The sequence below is a fragment of the Corynebacterium sp. HMSC05D08 genome, assembly GCF_001807215.1.
In the GTDB taxonomy this organism is placed as follows: domain Bacteria; phylum Actinomycetota; class Actinomycetes; order Mycobacteriales; family Mycobacteriaceae; genus Corynebacterium; species Corynebacterium striatum.
The window spans coordinates 16,201-36,120 of record NZ_KV788306.1; the positions used below are offsets into that span (position 1 = coordinate 16,201).

The 19,920-nt window shown below is 60.9% G+C and carries 17 protein-coding genes and 1 tRNA gene; 12 read left to right on the forward strand and 6 right to left on the reverse strand.

Annotated elements, in window-relative coordinates:
- The 5 genes from HMPREF3148_RS02710 to HMPREF3148_RS14115 form a co-directional block, all read right to left on the reverse strand.
- Window positions 1-3,049: ATP-binding protein (locus tag HMPREF3148_RS02710; protein WP_246818798.1), on the reverse strand; the 3,049-nt coding region annotated here is incomplete at its 3' end.
- 20 nt (window positions 3,050-3,069) lie between these two features.
- On the reverse strand, window positions 3,070-3,708 hold the full coding sequence (locus HMPREF3148_RS02715) for a DUF4194 domain-containing protein (RefSeq protein WP_049062893.1): 639 nt from the start codon (window positions 3,706-3,708) through the stop codon (window positions 3,070-3,072).
- Window positions 3,705-5,177: a DUF3375 domain-containing protein gene (locus HMPREF3148_RS02720; protein ID WP_049062892.1), complete on the reverse strand. Its 1,473-nt coding sequence runs from the start codon at window positions 5,175-5,177 to the stop codon at window positions 3,705-3,707. Before HMPREF3148_RS02720 ends, HMPREF3148_RS02715 begins: the two co-directional genes overlap by 4 nt.
- Before the next feature lie 345 nt (window positions 5,178-5,522).
- A complete protein-coding gene (locus tag HMPREF3148_RS14110; RefSeq protein ID WP_253687849.1) occupies window positions 5,523-6,242 on the reverse strand; it encodes an AAA family ATPase in 720 nt (239 codons plus the stop codon).
- 98 nt (window positions 6,243-6,340) lie between these two features.
- Window positions 6,341-6,856: an AAA family ATPase gene (locus HMPREF3148_RS14115; protein ID WP_253687851.1), complete on the reverse strand. Its 516-nt coding sequence runs from the start codon at window positions 6,854-6,856 to the stop codon at window positions 6,341-6,343.
- A 153-nt stretch (window positions 6,857-7,009) separates the two neighbouring features.
- Here HMPREF3148_RS14115 and HMPREF3148_RS02730 point away from each other — a divergent pair, with 153 nt between their 5' ends.
- The 5 genes from HMPREF3148_RS02730 to HMPREF3148_RS13980 all read left to right on the forward strand — a co-directional run bounded on the left by HMPREF3148_RS02730 (window position 7,010) and on the right by HMPREF3148_RS13980 (window position 9,741).
- On the forward strand, window positions 7,010-7,435 hold the full coding sequence (locus HMPREF3148_RS02730) for a hypothetical protein (protein ID WP_049062890.1): 426 nt from the start codon (window positions 7,010-7,012) through the stop codon (window positions 7,433-7,435).
- Between the two features lie 219 nt (window positions 7,436-7,654).
- Window positions 7,655-7,728: transfer RNA gene (locus HMPREF3148_RS02735), tRNA-Ile, on the forward strand.
- Window positions 7,729-7,880: 152 nt separating this feature from the next.
- Window positions 7,881-8,330 (forward strand): Panacea domain-containing protein, encoded by a 450-nt coding sequence (locus HMPREF3148_RS02740; RefSeq protein WP_049062888.1) that lies wholly within the window; start codon window positions 7,881-7,883, stop codon window positions 8,328-8,330.
- Between the two features lie 74 nt (window positions 8,331-8,404).
- Window positions 8,405-8,761: a hypothetical protein gene (locus HMPREF3148_RS02745; RefSeq protein WP_049062887.1), complete on the forward strand. Its 357-nt coding sequence runs from the start codon at window positions 8,405-8,407 to the stop codon at window positions 8,759-8,761.
- Window positions 8,762-8,862: 101 nt separating this feature from the next.
- On the forward strand, window positions 8,863-9,741 hold the full coding sequence (locus HMPREF3148_RS13980) for a trimeric intracellular cation channel family protein (RefSeq protein WP_223197443.1): 879 nt from the start codon (window positions 8,863-8,865) through the stop codon (window positions 9,739-9,741).
- A gap of 45 nt (window positions 9,742-9,786) precedes the next feature.
- Here HMPREF3148_RS13980 and HMPREF3148_RS02755 read toward each other — a convergent pair whose 3' ends face one another.
- Window positions 9,787-11,148, reverse strand: coding sequence for a lipase family protein (locus tag HMPREF3148_RS02755; protein ID WP_049062883.1), 1,362 nt, complete (start codon window positions 11,146-11,148; stop codon window positions 9,787-9,789).
- Between the two features lie 220 nt (window positions 11,149-11,368).
- Here HMPREF3148_RS02755 and HMPREF3148_RS02760 point away from each other — a divergent pair, with 220 nt between their 5' ends.
- The 7 genes from HMPREF3148_RS02760 (at window position 11,369) to HMPREF3148_RS02790 (ending at window position 19,871) form a co-directional block, all read left to right on the forward strand.
- A complete protein-coding gene (locus HMPREF3148_RS02760) occupies window positions 11,369-12,304 on the forward strand; it encodes a sugar-binding transcriptional regulator (protein WP_049152377.1) in 936 nt (311 codons plus the stop codon).
- 104 nt (window positions 12,305-12,408) lie between these two features.
- Window positions 12,409-13,158, forward strand: coding sequence for a purine-nucleoside phosphorylase (deoD, locus tag HMPREF3148_RS02765; protein ID WP_049062880.1), 750 nt, complete (start codon window positions 12,409-12,411; stop codon window positions 13,156-13,158).
- Window positions 13,159-13,178: 20 nt separating this feature from the next.
- Entirely contained in the window at window positions 13,179-14,600 is a 1,422-nt protein-coding gene (locus HMPREF3148_RS02770; protein ID WP_005528510.1) for an MFS transporter, read from the forward strand.
- A 10-nt stretch (window positions 14,601-14,610) separates the two neighbouring features.
- Window positions 14,611-15,258 carry a deoxyribose-phosphate aldolase gene (gene deoC, locus HMPREF3148_RS02775; RefSeq protein ID WP_034656786.1) on the forward strand — a complete coding sequence of 216 codons (648 nt, stop codon included), beginning with the start codon at window positions 14,611-14,613 and terminating at the stop codon, window positions 15,256-15,258.
- 27 nt (window positions 15,259-15,285) lie between these two features.
- Window positions 15,286-16,863, forward strand: a complete 1,578-nt coding sequence (locus HMPREF3148_RS02780) for a phospho-sugar mutase (RefSeq protein WP_049147688.1) — start codon at window positions 15,286-15,288, stop codon at window positions 16,861-16,863.
- Between the two features lie 158 nt (window positions 16,864-17,021).
- Complete coding sequence (locus HMPREF3148_RS02785) at window positions 17,022-18,125, forward strand: trimeric intracellular cation channel family protein (protein ID WP_049147686.1); 1,104 nt, start codon at window positions 17,022-17,024, stop codon at window positions 18,123-18,125.
- A gap of 66 nt (window positions 18,126-18,191) precedes the next feature.
- On the forward strand, window positions 18,192-19,871 hold the full coding sequence (locus HMPREF3148_RS02790) for a mechanosensitive ion channel domain-containing protein (RefSeq protein WP_070508640.1): 1,680 nt from the start codon (window positions 18,192-18,194) through the stop codon (window positions 19,869-19,871).
- Window positions 19,872-19,920: the final 49 nt, after the last annotated feature.

A 19,920-nucleotide genomic window follows, 5' to 3' on the forward strand; every position in this document is an offset into this window, starting at 1 on the left:
AGAAGAAGACGAGCTTTTGTGCTTGGCCGCCAGAGAGCGAAGCGGAATCCTGGTAGGTATTGGCCGTCGTGCCATCCGGGTAGAGCTCGCGGCCGATGAAGCTGACGTGGCGGCGGGTATCCAAAACCACGTTGCGCCAGCGGCTATCCTCCGGGTGGCTGGAGCCCAGGCGGCTCAAGATCTTGTCAAGGGCGTGGTAGCGCTGCAGGGCGGCTTCGTGTTCATCCTCGCTGATTTCGGCCAGGCTGTGGGAGGTGGCGGCATCCAGGTCCCGTTGGAAGTCGTGGACCACCTGGCCGCGGGCGTCCTTGACATCAATGCGCAGGGTGCGCTCACCGTTGAAGGGCGAGCGTTCGAGGGACTTATTGATAAACTCCATGCGCGTTTCAATATCGCTGCGCGCATAGCGCAGGGAGGAAGCCAAGTGGGAGAGGTTCTGGACTGTCGTGCCGTTGAGCAACTCCAGGAAGCGAGCACGGAAATCCGCCAAGCGGTCGGCCCGGAGGTACTTCAGCTTCTCAATGCCTTCGCCGGCGAAGCTGGCCTGCGGTTCCAGGTCGGCGGCTTCTGACGGCCACTGGGACAGATAGGCGTGGAGGACGGAGACGATCGTGCCGTTGGCCTCCTCGATGCGGCGCGCGGCTGCGCGGGCAGCGTCCTGTAGGTCAGCCTGGACTTCATCGCGCCGGGCGTCGATGTTATCGATAGTGAGCGTGCGTTTGCCCTTGTGCAAGGCCTCCTCGACGGCTTTCGCGATGTCCCTATCCGCGATCTCCGGCACGGTGCCGATGGCGCGGCGGCGCTCGGTGGAACGCTTCAGCTCGCCTTCGACGTCGCCGAGGTGCTTCTGTGCCTGGGTAAGCCGGGCGCGAGCCGCATCCAGTTTTTCCTTCGCGTGCTGATGGGTGGTTGCCAAAGCCTGGGCCTCTGGGGAGGATGCCAGGGCATCGTATTGTGCTTGAAGGTCTTGCTTGCGGGCCTTCGCGGAGGCGGTGTCAATGTCTTGGAACTGCGTGTCCAGCACCTGCTGGGCTTTATCGCGCTGGGTGCGCAGGATGTCCATCTTCCGGTTGAGGTCGTGGACTTGCCTAGCCGTGGCGCTGGCGGTGGCTTTGGCCTGCGCTAGCTGCGAACGCAGCAGCTCAATTTTGGCAGTGTTGGTGGAACCTACCCGGTACCACGCTGTGCCGGAAAAGCGCGAGCGGTCATCCTTGATGAAACGCGTGGAGCCGTCCTTGTCCTTGGGGCGGCTTTCCAGGCCATCGCGGGTAACGGCCGGAGTTGTGGTGACCTTGTCCAGTTCCGTAACCGACTCCACGCATTCATAGTTGAAGCGGCGGGAAATGTGCTGGCGTACCCACGCCGTCATGGGGTGATCCTGGAATTCCAGCTTGTGAATGAGCTGCCGTGGGCTGCGCGCGGAGGCGGGCGCTGACGTGAACTCCGGGATGGTGCGGTATTCCAGGCGGGTGCCCACGTTGCGGGAATTGACCCACTGGTTAATAGCTTTCCGAGCTTCCTCCGGGACGAGGAGCGTGGCGGCGAAGCCGTGCAGCAGCTTTTGGATGACCGGTTCCCAGTCCGCCTGCTGCGGGCTGATGTCGATGAGTTCGCCGGCGAAGGGAAGCTCGGATTCGGCATAGCCGGTATCGCGGGCGAGTTGGGAACGCAGCTCCACTAAAGCCTTGTCGATGTTGGTGCGCCGCGAACTAAAAGAGCGCAATTCGCTGTCCAGCCGCGCGCACGCGGTGGCTGCGTCGCGGGCGGCCACGCCGGCTTCTTGCTGCTGGTTCGTCAGATCGGCGGAGTCGATCTCAAAGTCGGAGAGGCGCAGCTGGGCGTTGGCCTGCAGCTCGGCGAAACCTTGCGGGCTGAGCTCATAGTGCTCGGTCCACTGGCCCGCGGCAGCAGCAAGACGCTGGAATTCTTTTAAGCGGTGTTCAATCTCCTTGTCCGCTGTCTCCATCTTGGCGCACAGGGCATCGAGCTCGCCGGCGCTGAGCTGAGAGACGGCCATCGCGGCGCGGCGCTCCGCATCATCGAGGTGCGCAACATCGGCCTCAAGGGATGCCACTTCCGACTGGGCCTCTACCTCTTGGGCACCCAGCGCGCGGATTAAAGAGTCCAGTTCCTCTGCCACCATGCGGGCGCGCACGGCAGGCAGCGCCTCGCTCATGGCCTCCGCCTTGTGCTTATCTGCCTCCGCGGTGGCGCGCTGAGCATGCAGCTGGGGCAGGGGAGCGAGCGTATCAATCTGGGCCTTGACGTCCTCCACCCGCAGGTACGCTTGGCGCAGATCCTCAAATTGTTCCACGGCTTCCTCCGCCCTAGAAAAGGTCGAGGGCCGGTCCAGCATGTAGTCCCGGAAGAGCTGATCCAGGCTGGACAGCGACTTCGCGGACTGCGTGCGGTGGAGCAACAGCTGGCCCTCCACGTTCTTGATGCCAAGGCGTTTGCGGAAACGATCCGCAAACGTGGCATACGTCGGCGTAAAGGACGCGCCGGGACCCTTATACAGGGCTTTGATCTTGCGGGTGTCCAGGCTACGGGATAGCAAAGGGCTGAGCTTATCGACGTCCTCATCACCCGGCACCAGCCCATACAACTTCTTGATCTGGCCTACTGCGTTCTCACCACCGTTGAGGCGGAAGATAGCAATGAGCGTGTGTTGCTTGCCCGCTCCGTTGTCATAGGTCAGGGCGACCACCGAGTTGGTGGCGCCCTCCCGCAGGTACTCCGGGGCGATTTCACCGGTCTGCGCGTTTTCTTGCTGCCGCCATGCGCCGCGCACGTAGGAAACCAGGCTGCGTCCATTGTGCCGGCCGAGGTCCTGCTGCGAAGCCGCGTTGAACTTCAGGTGGCTTTGTGGAACCAAGACCGCCGACATCGCATCCAACAGCGTGGACTTGCCGGAGCCCGAACCTCCGGTGATAAGGAAACCTTTGCGCGCCACCGGGATGGAAAAGTAGCCGTGGAAGGTACCCCAGTTAATCAGCTGAATGCGGCTGATGCGGAACTGGCCGGGGTACACGCTGGTGTTGCTAGTCATCGGAAGCTTCCTCCTTCTCCTCATCTACCTTGCTCTTCCTCGGCCTGTGCCAGGCGGGCGTATTCGTCACGGATGGCGGTGACGGTGGAGGCGTCGAAAAGCTGGCGGAGCACCGGCGAGACCTCCAAGCGCCCTTCGGTCTCGGTAGCGCTCAGCAGTGAGTAGTCGTTCTGAATACGCTTGATGGCGGCGTTGAAGCGGCGGTTGAAACCGGCTTCATCGCGGTTGTCCACCGCGCGGACGTAACCGATTCCCTCCCGAAGGTCCTCCACATCCACGATGACCCGCTCGCCGGGCAGCGCAAGCCCCAGCTCTTGGCGCAGGTTCAGAAGGATGGCGGTGTCGATGTGCTTGAGCTTGTCCGTGCGCAGCACCTGCGGGATGGTCAAGGTTTCTTCTTCCACCATCCGAGTAAACGCGAAGCCCTCGGTTTCGTCCACGACGAGTTCTAGGAATACGTCATGCAGCCGGGCGCGGAGGTTCTCCTCATCCGAGATGATGGCGGCCCACAGCACCGGTTCCTTCTGTGCGCGAATGAGCGGCCCCTGCAAGAGCTGTACTAATGCGCGCCGCGAGTGGTAGGTCAGCGAGCCTTTATCGTGCTCCCACAGCGGTGGTTCGTGGGCGGAATCGACGCGGGGAGTGTGTGCGGCCGTCACTGTAGCTCCTTAACGGTTGTGTGATCGAAATACAGAGTAGGGATATGGGCGGAGCGCACCGTGCCGTCTTCCTCGGTCCATGTGACCTTCTCGCGCGATTGACGCAGCACGGGCACCGGGTGTTGGTCTGCGATGTGCACCAACCCCACCACGCTGGCAAGGCCCTGGGTAGGGGGATGGGCTTGCAGCACCTGGCCAACCGTGCAGGGGCCGGACTGGGCGACTGTCGCGCGTATCGCCTCGTGTAATTCCTCGAAATCAATCTCCGATTCGCGCACCAGCTCATATAAGGCTAGCGGGTCTTCTGCCTCCGGCTGGTATGCCACCGGTGTTTCTTCCACGACTTCGCGGCCTGGGTTGGCCAGGCGGATACGGGAGACCGAATGAATCGACATACCGATGCGCTGCAGCGGTGTCTCCATCCGGTGAAAGGCTTTGAGCTCGGAGTACTGTGCGGCATCGATAGCCATGCCGCGGGCCTCCCGCAGTAGTTCAATCATGCGCCGGTCCTCCGCGAACTGCTCGGAGGAGACATAGTTGCGCAGGCTGCGTGCCAGCCCCGTCATGGTCTGGTTGACCTCGAAGCTGGTTTCTTCCATATCGCGGAAGAGCCTGCGCAGCTGCTGCCGCCTGTCCGGGGCCAGCGCCTGCCCGGCCTCGCTGTCGAGAACCTCCGTGATCCACTGGTCCAACCAGGCGCTGCGCTCCCTATCCATTAAGAGGGAATAGAAGCCGCGGAAACTGCGCCCGGCGTCTGACTCCGCGATGTGGTCCACGCCGTTGAAGATCTCCTCGAGCACCTCGCCCCGATAGCCCTCCGGATCCAAAAGCTGGCGGCGCAGCTGGTGGTTGAGGGCCTCGAGCTCGTGGCGCACCCGGGCGAAATCACTCGGCACAGCCATGGCCATGTTCAACACGTCCTGGACGCGCTCTTCTGCCTCCGCGGCGGTGAGCCTTTCGAACTGCCCGCTGCGGGCTTTTTCAATCTCACGGTCGATGCGGGCGCGCTCTTCCTCCAAGCTGGCTACGCGGCTAGCAATGTCCTCGTTCGTATCCCTCGCTAGCCTTTGCAGCGCGGAGCTGATCGATTCCACACGTGACGCCGTTACCGTGGTCACCGGCGCTTCCCAGCGCTCAATGGCTTCGAGCGCGGACAGGGCTTCCTCGCTGGGTTCGAGCGTTTCGCCGTGGGAGCTCTTTCCGGATTTTCGGATGAGCCACCCGGCCTTGACCCAATCATTGCAGTAATTCTGTGGAGTGCGGGGCATGGAAAACTCACTGGCCAGCACCTCGAAATCGGTGACCATGAGCTCATAGACCTCCGCCGCCGGGCGCGCCCTGGTACCGCGCGGGAAGTACTCCGCGATCAACGCCAAAATCACGGGCGCGTTGTCCGCGGCCAAGAGCCGGATCGCGGCGGAATCGCGCATCAAACGCCGTAGCGATAGGGCGCGTGCTTCAACAGACATGCCTTGATTCTGACAGGTGTGCCGGACATGCGCAGCGAAGACTGGCTCAAATATTCGAAGTCCTGCGGTAGGTGCTTGAGTTTTGGTTGCGCCGAGCTAATTGGAATGAATGAACCTACTTTGTAACAACGATTTTTTGGGGGCTCGGCTCTTGAATTAGAGCTGCTGAATTGTTTAGAATATAGGCACGACGAGCCGGTCACCGGAACGTTGTCGCCTGGAGCCGCGTAGGCTCCAGAGCTCTTTCTAGGGGCCTTGGACCTAGGGAGTTCTCTTCGTGTCTAAGCACAGACGCTGAGAGCGCATCTACCCGTTGGCGGGAGTCGTCGCCAAGCGCCCGCTCTTTTATGCGCCGTCCGCGACGAGCTCCTTGAGGGCGTCGAGGGCCTCGCGGGAGGCGGTGCCGTAGCGCTCGCGCAGGAAGTGATGGGTGGCGTCGGGGTTGTCCAGTGACAAGTCTGTGCCGCTGAGGTTGTGCAGCTCCGATTCGCCGGCATCGGTCTTCTCCACGGACCAGAAGCTTTCTGGGCTAAGGCCCAGCTCGCCGGTGCGTTCGAGGGCGCTGAAGGCGTGGGAGGCAAAGATGAGCTGCGCGCCGTTGACGTTGATGCTGGGCTCGCTAAAGGCGTGGATGAGGAAGTCGAGCAGTGCTGGGCGCAGGGCGGAATCCAGCTCATCGGCAACTAGGATGCCGCCGCGGCGCAGGGTATCCAGCACTAGGGGAGCGGTGGCCATCCAGTTCTGGGTGCCGCCGGATTCGTCGGTCAGTTTTAGCTCGTAGAAGGAATCATTGGTTTTGTGCTCCACGATGATGGCGTGCAGCAGGGATTCGATTTCCGCATCGGAGTAGGCGCTGAACTCATTGGGGCGGTGGATGGTGCCGTTATTGCGGCTGAGTGCATCGATCACTGGGCGCATCTGGCGGAAGACGTGCTCCGGGATGTGGTCCTGGTTAAGCCGCACGGAGTGGATCCCGGCATCGGCCGCGCGCAGCAGCGCGGCAGCCTCATGTAGGTGCAGCTTGCCCGTGCGGATGAGGGCGGTGATGCGGGAGGCGGTGCTCATTGAGGCATTTCCGTGCGGCAGGTAGGCCACGTCGTGCACCAAGGCGCGGGCTAGTGGGGCGAGGATGGGGTGCTCATCGCGCAGGCCAGCGGAGAGGATCAGCTCGGTGTCTCCGACGGGCCGAGCTTGGCTACATCCCCCTTGCCCATAAAGGACTTAGTCCACTGCACTTCCTCACCGCGGGTGCGCACGAAGCAAGGGCTCCAGCGGGTTGAGGGCACGCGGCTGAGCCACTCGGCATGCACGCTGGTAAAGCTCCACTGGAAGCCGTAGAGATAGCGCACGCCATCGAGCTCGAATTCCAGCTCAAAAGTGCTGGGCAGGCGTTGCGTGCGGGGGTTGAGGCGGTAAGGGGCGTGGGGGAGTTGATTGGGTGGGGCGTCGGCAAGCCAGGCGGTGGCGGAGGATTCGATGGCAAGCAGCGCGAAGGCTAGGGCGTTGAGGACGCTGCTCTTTCCGGAGGCGGTGGGGCCGATGAGCACGGTGATGGGGTCGCTGACCTGCTCCCAGCCTTCCTTCGGGGCGGTGGAGTGCTGCCAGTGATGATAGACCGAAAGTGTTTGCGTGGCGCGGATGCTGCGGAAGTTGGACACGCTAAAGGAAAGGAGCCTCATGGTCGCGACACTACAGGCTCACAGATTCTTCATCAGATAAATCTGTCTTAGGTTCGGGCGCTGAGAATTCGTTCTCGCCCCATGCCTTAACCCAGCCGACGCTGGTAGCGTTTTATTACATACCGCAAAAGCAATCATGGGAGGCCACATCCTATGGACAGTCCTATTACTGATCTGCTCTTATACATCGGTTTAGTGTTGGTCATGGTGGCCTACTGGACCTTCTACATCCGGTACGTGCGGCGGATTCCAGGATCGGAAGAATGGTACGACTCAGCCGAACCGGAAGGCGCAGAAAGTGATGGCCTCCTCTTCATTTATCCTTTTGGCACGCTCTTGATGGGCGCTGGCGGTGCCTTGGGGTTGGTCGTAAGTATGGGCCTTCCCGAGCCTGTCGAAAAGGTGCTGGGTGCTCCGTTCATGGTGGCCATGCTCATCGCACTCATTGGGTTGACGGGCGCGTTCGGGATTCCGCTTCCATGGCCTTTTGTTCCGCGTTGGGTTGTGGACATCCGCAAAGCAAAACGTGCTCGAAGGCGCGAGCGCAGGCAAGCTAGGAAAATGACAAAGAAAGAATAGCTCTGGCAGCTAAGCCAGCGTTTAAAGTCCTTGTGCAGTGGGTCTGCTGGGGTGTCCGTGGCTGAGGGTGGATTCACAGTTCATACCCCGAAAACTTGGGGCAGGCTGGGGCCTAAATTGCTGTTTGCCGGGCCTGCCGATTAATGTTGCTGGGAGCGGATTCGCTGTGCGCGAGAGTGCTGGCTCAGTGTTGGTGCGGAATGCAGGCAGGGAATACGCGGGGCTATAGCTCAGTCGGTTAGAGCTACGGACTCATAATCCGTTGGTCCCAGGTTCGAGCCCCGGTGGCCCCACAGCGCAAAGCTTCTGTTGCTTACTCCTTTTACGCCGTCCTTTTGGTCTTAGGCTGTCCTTTTAGAGGGCGTTTTACGTCTTTTCGAACGTCGGGATGGTGTCATGTCTTGGGCCTGTTGTACGCTTGGTGGAAACTGGAAGGAGGGCAGACATGGAACAATTTAAGGCGCGGCAAATAGCCGAATGGTTTGTAGCGTGGGCTGATGAAAATGATGACGCTGAAATAACGCAGCTCAAGCTTCAAAAGCTTCTTTACTACGCCAAAGGGCTGCATATGCGCAATTCTGATGGCCTGCCGCTTTTTCCTGAACGCATGGAAGCATGGGCACATGGCCCAGTAGTCGTGGACGTCTACCATGACGTTAAACACTATGGAAAGCTTCCCATCGACCCCGATGAGTTCATCTCGGATGATTTCGACTGGGATGATTACCGCGATGTTGAGCGGGATTTGATTGAGGTGTGGGACAAATATGGCCCCTATTCCGCATGGGCATTGCGGAATAAAACCCACACTGAGTCTCCTTGGAAAAAGAACTTCGTCGAGGGGAAACGAGGGCTGGAAATAACGGATGCCGATCTGAAGAACTATTTCTGCTAGCCGTGGGCAAGAAAAGTAAACGACGGGGGAGTAGGCCAACCAGAGAGGCGAGGAGCGCCCCAGAATCAAGCGTCGTGGAGGAGCTTCGCAGCTCTCGGGCTGCCTATCCGCTCCTGTCAACGCGGTTTCTTCAGAAGGGGTGGGGCTTCGAAGAACTAGATGATTCGATGCGCGCAGAGTTTCTGGAAAAGTGGCACAAGCGGTCAGTGCTTTCATGGAAAGAGCTGGCACAGCATCCCAAGCACGGACTCGGCTCAGAGTTTATTCCGGCAACCGCGATCATTCCTCGTATACCAAGGCAATTTAAGGACGTCGAAAAATTCCGGGTTTACCGCCACAAAGGGAATCTCCCTTTTGCCGGCTGGAAAGACGGGGAAGTGTTTTATGTCCTTTGGATTGAGAAAGCCTACAACGAGCTCTACGTGCATTAGCTCCTTTTCTTAAGCCTTAGTGGCCCACCAACCAGGCGGTCCGCCTAAAGCAAAAGCACCTTAATGCGAGAGATTGCTCAGCACCCGATACGATGACCACCATGAGCGTTGTCGAGATGGACCCATTGATCGAGTCGCTGTACTACTGGTCCGACATCATTGGTGTCCTCCTCATGGGCATGATTGGCGGAACGATGGCGCGGCAGCGCGGCTATGACATCGTGGGCTTCTTCTTCATCGCGATGTTCTCTTCCCTCGGCGGCGGCATGATCCGCGACGTGCTCATCAACCGCGGAACCGTTGCCGCGATGAGCCAGCCGGAGTACCTCTACCTGGCGTTTACTGGTGCCATTATTGCCCGCTTCGTCTACTTCAAGGGCAAAACGTGGGATTATGTGCAATCACATGGGGATGCGGTGGTCACGGCGCTGTGGGCGTCGACAGGCGCGCTCAAGGCCATTGCCTATGGCCTGCCGCTGATTCCCTGCATCATGATGGGCGTGTTCACGGCCACGGGCGGATCATTCTTGCTCCAGCTGTGCAGCCTCGTGCTTCAAGGCGTTGATGCCGGTTGGCAGGTTCTCCTTGTTGGAGTCGGTGTTGCCGCCGAGGAGATCGGAGAAGTCCGGGCGGTTGCCGCCGAGCAGGGAGCTGCCGAGCTGCAGGAGGGCAGCAGGGTCGGCAGAGGACAGCTGGTTCAGCGGGGTGTCCGCGGTGATACCGGAGTCGGTTTCGCCGTTGGTGGTAGCACCGGTGTTGGTGGTTGCGGCGCCGTCGGCAGCCGGGGCGGTTGCGGCGGTGTCGGTGGTGGTGGCGTCAGCAGCCGGGGTTCCGGCTGTGGTCTCAGCGGCGGTGGCGTTGGCGGCACCGGCGATTACAACTGCGGGAAGTGCGGCGGCAATGGTTGCGCGGCGCAGGGCGTTCATGGAACGCATAGGATAAATCCTTTCTATCGTTGCGGTCTTTCGGACCACGGGTGATGTTAGGAAGCGTTTCTGTGGTCGAGCTGGCTTCTAGCTGCCGTCTTATTGCAAAGCGGACTCGATTGCTTTCAGGGATTCCTTGATGTGCGGGATGGTGCCTGCCACATGCGAGCCGGCGTCGTTCGGGATGAAGGTGACGTCGCCGCCGCGCTCAGACCACTCTTTGGCCAGCTGCTCAGCAGTGGAGAAAGGAATCACATCGTCGCCGCGGCCGTGGGTGATGACCACCGGGATGGACGGAGCGTCGTAGCCAATGTGCTGGTCGGCCAGGATCTTGTCGTAAGGTGCCTCAGCGATGAACTCGTCGACGTTCTTGCCATCGATGCTGACGTCTTCAATCTTCTTGCCCGCGAAGCCGATCAGACCCAGGGTGCAGGTGTTGGCGGCATTTTCCAGAACGGTCTTGCCTTTCTCATTGAGGTGGGAGTAGAGGTCCTCGTCGTAGGAGTTACTAAGGCCCAGTAGAGCGAAGGACTCGAAGAGGAAGTAAAGCGTGCCGTCGAGAGCCGGCGGCAGCAAGGTCAGATCAGCGGGTGCGGCGCCGATGGTGGCGAGCTTGATGTTGAGCTCCGGAGCGTAGTCGTCGTAAAGCTCAGCGGCAGCTCCTGCGGCGCCCCCACCCTGCGAATAACCGTTGATGATGACCGGGTTATCGGCGTTGATATCCCAGCCTTCTAGCTGGCGGGCAGCGCGGGCGCTATCGAGCACGGCGTGTGCCTGCGAGACACGGTCCATGTAGGTATGCATGCCCGGGGTGCCCAGACCCTCGTAATCGGTGACCACGACTGCGTAGCCCTTCTTCAGGTACTGCTCAAAGAAGAACTGCTCGTAGTCACCCACGCCGTCGGCAATCTTGCGCGAAGGTGCGCAGCGGTCGGCCACACCCTGGGTGCCCGGTGCGAAGGCGATGAGCGGGCGCGGACCGTTGCCGGTCCACTCCGCCTTCGGCTCAATCACGATGCCGCTGACCGGAATCTTCTCACCCTTGCGGTTGGTGGAGGAGTATAGGATGCGCTGTGCCTTGTACGGGCCCACGTTGGTAATGTCCAGCGTGTTGGCGGGATTGCGCACGGCATCGGAGCGGAAGAGCTGGCCTGGCTCAGAGCCTTCGAGCTCGACTGGGTCGTGGTAGAAGGCCTTGTACTCGTCGCCGACCTTGTTTTCGGAGGGGGCTGCGGCGTCGGTGCTTGGCGCGGCGTCGTCAAGCTCCTTGGCGTCGGTTGCGATGTCGGAGGCCTCAGCCGGGCTCTCGTCAGCGACTGGATCTTCGAGGGCCTTTTCAATGAGGGCGCTTTCAGGCAGCTCGGTGTTCGGAGCATCGGCAGCGACGGCGGCGGGGCAGATGCTGAAGGTCAGGCAAGCAGAAGCAAGCAGTGGCAGGTAGGTGCGCAGTGATTTTTGCACGGCAACGTCCTTTCTAGAGATCGGAGGAGTCTTAGTGTTTGTCTGGCTACGCCGTTAGGGGGGCGGGGAGAGCGCTGCGCGGTGGAGCTGACACTGATTATTATTGGTTTAATTTTGCTAACTAACAATGGGGAAATGAATTTAATCCGTTTGTACAGGCCCGTATAGGGGTGTACGCCGTTAGCATTACGTTTCTGGGCGGGCGTGCTTGAATGGAATCATGATTGATGCGCGCGATAGTCAGGCCCTCGATGTGGCGAAGCTGTACTACAACTCGCACCTATCCCAAGCGGAGGTAGCGAAGTGTCTGGGTATTTCGCGCCCCACGGTCTCCAAGCTTTTGCAGCATGCGCACGACCAGGGCTTCGTGGTCATCAGTATCAACGATCCGCGCGAGCACTCCGATGAGCTGGTGCGTGAGCTAAAGGAGCGCTTCGCGCTTACCGACGCCCGCGTGGTCACCACCCCACGCGGCGGCAACCTCATGCAGGACCTGGGCGCGGCCGGCGCCGCACTGCTAGAAGAGCTCGTCCACGACGGCTCCAGCGTCGGCGTGTCCTGGGGCCAGACCATGTCCGCCGTGGCGGAGCACCTGCGCCAGCTGCCACTCGAAGGGGTAAAGGTGGTGCAGCTAAAGGGCGGGCACTCGCACACGCAACGCTCCACCAAAGACTTCGCCACCCTCCAGGGCTTTGCTCGCGCGTTTAATGCGGAGACCTTTATGCTGCCGCTGCCTGTCATTTTCGATTCGGCCGAGACGAAACAATGGGTGGAAAAAGATCGCCACATTGCCCACATCGTGGAGATGGGCTCCCACGTCGACGTCGCGGTGTTCACGGTGGGCGCGGCCGCGCGCGAGTCTTTGGCGCTGAACCTGGGCTATCTCAGCGAGGAGGAAACGCAGCTTATCCTGGAGCGCGCGGTAGGCGATGTCTGCTCCCGTTTCTTTGATGCTGAAGGCTGCGTGGCCGTGCCCGAGGTGGACGCGCGAACGGTGGGCATTACTTTCGACGCCCTGGCGGCGCGGCCGACACGCGTCCTCGTTGCCGGCGGGTCGGAAAAGACCGACGCCATTCGGGTGGTACTCGAGAAAGGATTGGCCACGCATTTGGTCATCGATCACAACACGGCGCAGCGTGTTCTGACAGGAGTGTGAGCCGTAACATAATCGTGAACAAATGTAAATAGTGCCATTGACATTTGTGCTACCTGCGGTAGGCTAATGCTTGAAAGTCATTATCATTCCGATAGGAGTTCACCGTGTCTGAAGCCGTACACGCAACCGAATTTTCCACCGAAATCGCCACCCCGCACATCAACCCCAAGGGTGCAGAAATCGCAGAGACCATCCTGCTGCCAGGTGACCCACTGCGTGCAAAGTTCATCGCCGATACCTTCTTGGAAGATGTCGTCCAGTTCAACGAGGTCCGCAATATTCTCGGATTCACTGGCACCTACCAGGGCCACCGCGTTTCCGTCATGGGCACTGGCATGGGCATGCCTTCCATCGGTATCTACTCCTGGGAGCTCATCCATAACTACGGCGTGAAGAACCTGATCCGCGTCGGCTCCATCGGTGCACTGCAGGAAAACATCAACCTGCACGATGTCATCGTCGCCTCCGCCGCTTCCACCGACTCCAACTTCCTGAGCCAGTACAACCTGCCGGGCCAGTACTCTCCGACGGCTTCGTGGAAGCTGCTCAAGGCACTCGTCGATGAAGCAGAAAAGCAGGATGCCCACATCCACGTCGGCAATATCTTGAGCTCCGATGTCTTCTACAACTTCGACCAGACCGTCAATGACCGCTGGGCACACATGGGCGTGCTCGGCGTCGAGATGGAATCCGCTGCGCTTTATGCCATCGCTGCTGAGGCCGGCGTGAACGCCCTCGGTCTGTTCACCGTCTCTGACAACATCGCTGCCGATACCCACCTTTCGGCCGAGGAACGCCAGACTGCATTCCACACCATGATGAAGCTCGCACTGCCGCTGGCAGGCCTGGACTAGGAAGGATGGCTTAAAAAGCCATGTCAAAAGCTACAAACGCTAAGCCGTCGGGCGTCGTAAAGCGCGGCGTCGATGCAGCCCTCAACCCCAAGGCAGCCGTGCCGGTGTTGCTATTCTGCTTCGTTTTCTCCCTCGTGGTGGATAATGGTTTTAAGACCATGACCATGCCGATTGCACAAGGCTTGGGCATTGATGACAACACTGCTTCGCTGCAGGCATCCCTTGCCGGCGTCATCATCGGCATCGGCGCCGTGGTCTACGCGGCGCTGGCGGACTCCGTGTCCATCCGCAAGCTCATGATCACCGGTGTGCTGTTCGTGGCGGTCGGCTCGGTTATTGGTTTCGTGGGCTCGGGCTCCTGGCCCATCGTGCTGGCCGCCCGCCTAATCCAGACCACCGGCCTGGCCGCTGCGGAAACCCTGTACGTCATCTACGTGACCAAGCACCTATCTGAAGCAGACCAAAAGACCTACCTCGGCTTTTCCACCGCCGCCTTCCAAGCCGGCCTGCTGATTGGCGCGCTGACCTCCGGCTTTATCTCCACCTACATCTCGTGGACCGCGATGTTCCTCGTGCCGCTCATCCTCGTGCTGTGCATCCCCGCCATCCACAAGATGGTGCCCGAGGACGAAGCCGTCGAGGCAAACCTGGACGCGCTCGGCCTCTTCCTGGTGGGACTCTTTGCCACCGCGCTGACCATGTTCATGCAGGCGTTCAACTGGATGTGGTTCATCCTGGCCGTCGTGGCAGTGATTGGATTTACTCTGCACATCCGCTCCGCTAAGGCGCCCGTGGTGCGCCCGGAGTTTTTCACCGACGGCCGCTACGTGTGGGCCATCACCCTGGTGTTCTTCATCTACTCCACGCAGCTGGGCTACATCTTCCTGCTGCCATTTGCGGCCAACGAGCTGCACGGCATGAGCATTGACCGCGCCAGCCTGCTGATGATTCCGGGCTACGTCTGTGCCATCTTGGTCGGTGTCTTCTCCGGCAAGATCGGCAAAGTCCTGAACTCCCGCCAGACCATCTACACCGCGCTGGTCATGATCGTCGGCTCCCTGGCCGTAGCTGCTCTCTTCGTGCAGGTGCACGTCGCTGTGCTGGCCGTGACCATCGTGACCTTCGCCTCTGGCTTCGCGCTGATGTATGCACCGCTGGTCAACACTGCGCTGCAAAACATCCCGGCCGCGAAGTCCGGCATTGCCATCGGCTTCTACAACCTGACCATCAACATCGCCATCCCGCTCGGTATCGCGTACACCGCAAAACTCATTGATGTAAGCGATGGCTTCAACCTCGCCCTCGGCGTACTGACCGCCGTTGGCGCATGTGGCGCCGTCCTCTACGTCGTGGCCGACCGCGTTATGGCCCGCAAGGAAGCGCGCGAGGCGCGATCGGCGTCTCGCGCGGATTCCGTCGACGCTTCCGAAACACTCGCTTAAAGGAGAAGAAATGTCATCCAACGTCGCATCTATGATCGACCACACCCTGCTCAAGCCGGAAGCCACCGCGCAGGACGTCGCCGCACTCATCGAGGAAGCACATCGCCTGGGCACCTACTCGGTGTGCATTTCCCCGTCCCAGCTGCCGGTCGAGGTTCCCGAGGGCCTACACGTGGCAACCGTCGTGGGCTTTCCCTCCGGCGCCGTCAAGCCGGAGATCAAGGCCGCCGAGGCAGGCCTTGCCGTGAACAACGGCGCCGAAGAAATCGACATGGTCATCAACATCGCGCTGGCCATTGAGGGCCGCTTCGACGCACTTGAGGAAGAGATCCGCACCGTGCGCAGTGCCTGCCAGGGCAAGGTCCTGAAGGTCATCATCGAGTCCGCCGCGCTTTCCGACGACGCGATTGTTGCCGCCTGCCGCGCCGCTGAGGCTGCCGGTGCTGACTTCGTCAAGACCTCCACCGGTTTCCACCCAGCCGGCGGCGCCAGCGTGCATGCGGTAAAGCTCATGGCAGATACCGTGGGCGGCCGTCTCGGCGTGAAGGCCTCCGGCGGCATCCGTACTGGCGCGGACGCGCAGGCGATGATCGACGCCGGGGCCACCCGCCTCGGCCTGTCTTCCTCCGCTACGGTGCTGGCGGACCTAGAAAACTAGTGGCTTAGAAGCTGAATCGAGGAAACAATGTCACTTGTCGAATACGCTCGCACATGGGCCGAACACGACCCAGACCCGTTAACCCGTGACGAGGTCTTGGGGTGGATCGAGGCTGGCAACGAAGCCGCGCTGTCCGCCGCCTTCGCAGGCCCGCTGGCCTTCGGCACCGCCGGCCTGCGCGCCGCCGTTGGGGCAGGCGAGTCCCGCATGAACCGTGCAGTGGTCATCCGTACCACCTATGGCTTGGTTTCGTGGCTAAAGCAGCAGGTTGAAAACCCAGTCGTGGTCATCGGCTGCGATGCCCGCTACGGCTCGGCCGATTTCTACCAGGATGCTGCGGAGGTCATCTCCGCTGCCGGCGGCCGTGCATTGGTGCTGCCGAAGCAGAACCCGACGCCGCTGACCGCTTATAGCGTGCGCGAGCTCGGCGCCGACGCCGGCATCATGGTCACCGCCTCGCATAATCCGCCGGCCGATAACGGCTACAAGGTTTACCTGGGCGGCCGCGTGGCCACCGGCGATGCCAACGGCGTGCAGCTTGTCTCCCCGGCGGACGCAGAGATCGCAGCGGCGATTGCTGCGGCGCCGCCTGCCGACGAGGTGCCGCGTTCCGCCGACAACATCGAGGAAGTCGATACCCGCGCGCAGTACCTCGAGCGCGCCGCGAAGCTGGTGGGGCAGTCCACCAGCGCCAAGATCGCTTTGACCGCCATGCACGGCGTGGGTGCAAAGCTAGGCACCACGCTGCTCGAGAAGGTCGGCTTCGAGGTTTCCCTCGTACCGGAACAGGCCGAGCCGGACCCGGATTTCCCAACCGTTTCCTTTCCCAACCCGGAAGAGCCCGGCGCTCTGGACCTGGGCAAGGCACACGCGGAAAAGATCGGCGCAGACATCCTCATCGCATACGATCCGGATGCTGACCGTTGTGCGGCCGCTATCCCGACGCACGGTGCGGAAGGCGGCGTCGTCTGGCGTCAGCTCACCGGTGACGAGACCGGCGCCCTGCTGGGTGACTACCTGGCGCGCCGGGGCGTGGGCGGAACGTTTGCAAACTCGCTCGTGTCCTCGCGCCTGCTGGGCCGCATTGCCGCGCACTACGGCCTGCCGCATGAGGAAACGCTCACTGGTTTTAAGTGGATCGCCCGCACCCATGACTTGAGCTTTGGCTACGAGGAAGCCATCGGCTTTTGCCCCGACCCGCAGGCCGTGCGCGACAAAGACGGCGTGGCCACCTCGGTGGTTCTGGCCAGCCTGGCCTCGGAGTGCAAGGATGCAGGCATCACCCTGCAGGACCGTCTCGCGGAGATTTACTCCACCGTGGGCCGCCTGGCCACCGCTCCGCTGACCTTCCGTGTGGAAGACCTTTCGCTGATTACCCGCGGCATGGAAAAGATCACCTCGACCCCACCGACTCAACTGGCGGGCTCGGAGATTGCAAAGGCAGAGAAGTTTGCCCAAGGCATGAAGCTCTACACCGTGGACGATGACCGCGTCATCGTGCGCCCGTCTGGCACCGAGCCGAAGCTCAAGTGCTACTTGGAGTCCCCGGATCCGGCCCGCCTGGATGCCATTGCAGAGGATCTGCGGGTCTTCTTCGATATGTAACTGCAAGTTCTTTACCCTAGGCCGCTGGCAGTATTGCCGGCGGTCTATTTGTCTTTATGGCGTTGCTCGGTGGGCTCATCGCCCGCGAGCGCGATGAGCCGGTGGAAAAGACTAGGGGCTTCCCCGCCGTAGGCCGCCTCTGCTCATAGACTGGAATCATGAATGTTGAAGTGGATCCGCTGATTGAGGCGCTGTACTACTGGTCCGACGTCAGCGGCGTGTTATTGATGGGGATCATCGGTGGCACGCTTGCGCGCCAGCGCGGCTATGACATTGTGGGCTTTTTCTTCATTGCGATGTTCTCCTCTTTGGGCGGCGGCATGATTCGCGACGTCCTCATCAATCGGGGGACGGTCGCTGCGATGTCGCAGCCGGAGTACCTTTACCTTGCGTTCGCAGGCGCGCTGATTGCACGATTCATCTACTTCAAAGGCAGAACCTGGGACTATATCCAATCTCACGGGGATGCCGTAGTCTCCGCACTGTGGGCGGCAACCGGAACAGTGAAAGCGCTGACCTACGGCCTGCCCCTTATTCCCTGCGTCATGATGGGTGTGTTCACCGCCACCGGCGGTTCCATGATTCGTGACATCTGTATGGGGCGCGAGCCTGCTGTCTTTGGGGACAATCAGCCCACCGTCATTCCCGCCGTGGCTTGTTCGGCCGTGGTGCTGGTTGCCAATTCGCTCGATAGCCTGGCGTGGGGCATGCTCGTTGGCCCAGTGGCATCCTTTGTCCTTACCATGCTGGGAATCTGGGCGGGATGGCGGGTCCCCGCGCGTCAAGAGTGGGCACCGCTTAATGACACCGCCGCGCAGGTCATGGTGCTCGCCCGTAAAGCTGAAGATAAAAGCCGGGCAGTGGGGCGTCGTCTAGAGCCCACAAAGCTGCGCGCGTGGCGGCACCAGCAGATGGAAAAAGCACTGCAGCGCAGGATTGAGAAACAGGTGCGGGCCGGCAGGCGCCGTACGGAGGCGGCCTCGGATGTCTCGGACTTTATGGAGGCATTTGCTGAAGACGTCGCTGAGATGCACCAGGATCCCACTCCGGATGCGGCCGAAAGTCATGGCTTCCTGGATGGAATTGGTGTGGATATCAGCGGCGATTCCTACGAAAATTATGACGAGGAAAGCCAGCAGTTAAGTCTTGATGGCAGTAAAGTGCAGCGAGATATACTCGACATGATTCTCGCCGACGAGAAACTGACAGATGAGCTGGTTGAAAGACTCGTTAAGCGCTATGAGGAACGGAATCAGGGCTGATTTCCCAGGACATTCCCAGCGTCGAGGCCGAGCTTTTTACGCGGTGGGCTAGCTACTGTGGAATACATGAACCTGATTAGCTACTTCTTCATTCGGTTGTGGCAGGTTGGCATCGACCACGTGTTGCCCCTTTTAGCATTGTTGCTGCTGGGCATGTTGGTCCCGCGTTTGGGCCGGCTCGCCATTCGCGTCCTCGAATCGAGGCTCGATGAAAGCGAAGAATCGACCAAAGCCAGATTGGCCTTGGGCGGCGCTCTGGTCTACGTGCTGCAAGCGGTGGCCTATTTTTTGTTGGTTTTGGCCGCTCTTTCCAACCTGGGTGTGCCTGCGCTGGGCGCTGCGATCCCTGCGACTGTGGTTTCCGCTGCCTTGGGCTTCGGTGCCCAGAAGATTATCGGTGATTTCCTAGCGGGCTTTTTCATCCTCTCCGAGAAACAATTCGGCGTGGGAGATTACGTCAGTTTCGACGGTGCTACCGGAGTCGAGGGCACAGTCGTTGCATTGACCCTGCGCACAACCAAGGTGCGTACCCCTACCGGCGAAGTGGTCATGGTGCCCAACGGTTCCGCTGGAGTAGTGACCAACTACTCGCAGGACTGCTCCCGTGCCGTCGTGGATTTGGCTGTGCCGCTCCACGAGGGTGAGACCTTGGAAGAAATAACCACCCGGGTCCGTTCCATTTCGGAACAAGCTATTCAAGACCCCACAATTGCGGACGACGTCGCCGGCGAGCTGGAAATCCTCTCCGCCACGGGCATCGTGGAACCCACCGTGGCAGGCCAACCATGGCAGGTCAAGTACCGCGTGCTGGTGCAGGTGAACCCCTCGCGGCAGTGGGCCGTTGAACGCGCTATTCGCTCGGCACTGCTGTCAGCTTTTTGGGATCACTACAATTTGCCAGCCGATGCCGCTGGGGCTGTCCCATTTCCTATGGATAGGATCACTGGCGCAGCCTCCCCAGACACTGATGCGCCTGGGGGTGCGAAGCCGTCTGCGCAGCAACCGGTGAGCGCAGAAGGCCCGGAGGAGTCTGCTGCCGCGGCAATGGCGGCGTCGGAAAGCGCTAGCAACAACGCCACGAAGTCTTTTAGCAATGCGGGCGATAGCGCGCATCTGGAAAGCGATGCGGTGGAATCCAAGGACCACGGGCCCGGCCGCCCCGCTACCGCCGATGCTGATTCAGATTTAGAAGACGCTGACGCACACACCAGCATCTGGCGGCAGGACGCTCCCTCGGGAAAGTTCCGCAGGCTATGGACCCTGGGTGGACGCGTACGTTCTTCAACCACCAGCCTCTTGGTGGGGCTCTTGGTTACCGGGTTGCTTCTCTTTGCGTCGTGGGACCCCGAAGATGCCGGTACAGGCTGGCTCAACCCCGCCTACTGGACGGAGCGTAAAGCGCCGGCCACCACCAGCGCCCCCGTCCCGACCGCGGAACCAGAGGTCTCGGCCACTGAAAACCCAGGCGCAGACAACGTAACGGAGGAATCTGCCGATGCCTACGCTCCATCCAGTGAGCCGAATGACGCGAATTCGGATGGAGCCGCGGCAGGCGAAAATTCTGATGACTCGAAAAAGAATCGCGACGAGCGCCGCGTGCGGGAGGATACCCTAGGCGGCCAAGAGAGCACGGCGCCGGCTGCCCCGACCCCGCAAGACACGGCTGGGGCTACGCCTGGCGACGACGCGGGAGCCACGGACACCCCGGCTGGGGAGGAAACGGAGCAGCCGAGCGTGGCTAACTAATTCTGGTCGGATTCTGGAAAGAATGGGAGGCTCTTTCGTTTTCGATGGG

What these genes read in the sequence shown, in the direction of transcription:
- HMPREF3148_RS02785 (WP_049147686.1), top strand. Translation starts at nt 17,022, where the DNA reads ATGAATGTTGAAGTGGATCCGCTGATTGAGGCGCTGTACTACTGGTCC.
- deoC (WP_034656786.1), top strand. Translation starts at nt 14,611, where the DNA reads ATGTCATCCAACGTCGCATCTATGATCGACCACACCCTGCTCAAGCCG.
- HMPREF3148_RS14110 (WP_253687849.1), bottom strand. Translation starts at nt 6,242, where the DNA reads ATGAGCACCGCCTCCCGCATCACCGCCCTCATCCGCACGGGCAAGCTG.
- HMPREF3148_RS02760 (WP_049152377.1), top strand. Translation starts at nt 11,369, where the DNA reads ATGATTGATGCGCGCGATAGTCAGGCCCTCGATGTGGCGAAGCTGTAC.
- HMPREF3148_RS02790 (WP_070508640.1), top strand. Translation starts at nt 18,192, where the DNA reads ATGAACCTGATTAGCTACTTCTTCATTCGGTTGTGGCAGGTTGGCATC.
- HMPREF3148_RS02730 (WP_049062890.1), top strand. Translation starts at nt 7,010, where the DNA reads ATGGACAGTCCTATTACTGATCTGCTCTTATACATCGGTTTAGTGTTG.
- HMPREF3148_RS13980 (WP_223197443.1), top strand. Translation starts at nt 8,863, where the DNA reads ATGAGCGTTGTCGAGATGGACCCATTGATCGAGTCGCTGTACTACTGG.
- HMPREF3148_RS02780 (WP_049147688.1), top strand. Translation starts at nt 15,286, where the DNA reads ATGTCACTTGTCGAATACGCTCGCACATGGGCCGAACACGACCCAGAC.
- HMPREF3148_RS02740 (WP_049062888.1), top strand. Translation starts at nt 7,881, where the DNA reads ATGGAACAATTTAAGGCGCGGCAAATAGCCGAATGGTTTGTAGCGTGG.
- HMPREF3148_RS02720 (WP_049062892.1), bottom strand. Translation starts at nt 5,177, where the DNA reads ATGTCTGTTGAAGCACGCGCCCTATCGCTACGGCGTTTGATGCGCGAT.
- HMPREF3148_RS02770 (WP_005528510.1), top strand. Translation starts at nt 13,179, where the DNA reads ATGTCAAAAGCTACAAACGCTAAGCCGTCGGGCGTCGTAAAGCGCGGC.
- HMPREF3148_RS14115 (WP_253687851.1), bottom strand. Translation starts at nt 6,856, where the DNA reads ATGAGGCTCCTTTCCTTTAGCGTGTCCAACTTCCGCAGCATCCGCGCC.